The organism is Roseomonas sp. KE2513 (assembly GCF_016107305.1).
In the GTDB taxonomy this organism is placed as follows: Bacteria; Pseudomonadota; Alphaproteobacteria; order Acetobacterales; family Acetobacteraceae; genus Roseomonas.
This window is the reverse complement of record NZ_RCVR01000157.1, coordinates 1-935: the sequence shown is the minus strand read 5'-3', so window position 1 is coordinate 935 and position 935 is coordinate 1. Positions and strand designations below refer to the sequence as shown.

Here is a 935-nt window from a genome sequence, read left to right as displayed (position 1 = left end):
AGAGTCCGTCCAAGATCATCCTCAAGTTTGGCAGAGCCTTCGTAGCATGAGCCTGATTGACGCCCAGCGCAGGAACGCCAGAGCGTTGCGGTTCAGGCACTCCCAATCCTTGCTCAGGCGTCGGCAGCGGTTCAGCCAGGCGATGGTGCGTTCCACAATCCAGCGCTTGGGCAGCACCACGAACTTGCCCGTGTCGCACCGTCGCACGATCCCGACGTTCACGCCGCGGCACACCTTGGCCAGGCCCTGCTGGAACTTGGGGCCCTGATAGCCGCCGTCGGCGTAAAGCTTCAGCAAGAATGGATAGAGCCCGAACAACGTCGCCATCAGCAGCACCCCACCATCGCGATCCTGCAGGTCGGCTGCATGGACAATGGCTTGCATCAGCAGGCCCTGTGTATCGACAAGGACGTGCCGCTTCTTGCCTTTGATCTTCTTGCCGCCGTCGAAGCCCGGCGGATCGATCCGACGCCCCCCTTTTCAGCGCTCTTGACGCTTTGGCTGTCGATGATCGCCGCTGTTGGACTGGCCGCGCGATCCGCTTGCTCGCGGCAGAGCACGTAGAGAGCATGGTGGAGCCGGTCGAGTGTGCCGTCTTGCTGCCAGCGGCAGAAATAGTGGCTCACCGTGCTCCGGGGTGGTAGGTCTTTCGGGATCGCGCGCCACTGGCAGCCGGTGCTCAGCACATACATCAGCCCGTTCATCACCTCACGGACGTCCACCGTCCGCTTGTTGCCGCCTCGCTTGGCACGCGGGATCTCCGCCTTGGCCAGGTCCCATTCCTCGTTGGTCAGGTCGCTGGGGTAGCGCAGCTTGCTGCGATCATACCGTGCGCGGTTCTCGACGGTCCACATCGGGCGGCTCCTGCCAATGGCGGAAGCCACCAGAGAATCATAACTGCCTCCCAAGCCTCAACATGATCTTGGACGGACACT

At 62.5% G+C, this 935-nt stretch carries 2 protein-coding genes; both read right to left on the bottom strand.

Features of this window, described 5'->3' with window-relative positions:
- Positions 1 to 21: 21 nt before the first annotated feature.
- Positions 22 to 432, bottom strand: a complete 411-nt coding sequence (locus D9599_RS31850) for a transposase (RefSeq protein ID WP_309228770.1) — start codon at positions 430 to 432, stop codon at positions 22 to 24.
- On the bottom strand, positions 384 to 854 hold the full coding sequence (locus D9599_RS31845; protein ID WP_232481151.1) for an IS5 family transposase: 471 nt from the start codon (positions 852 to 854) through the stop codon (positions 384 to 386). Before D9599_RS31845 ends, D9599_RS31850 begins: the two co-directional genes overlap by 49 nt.
- Positions 855 to 935: the final 81 nt, after the last annotated feature.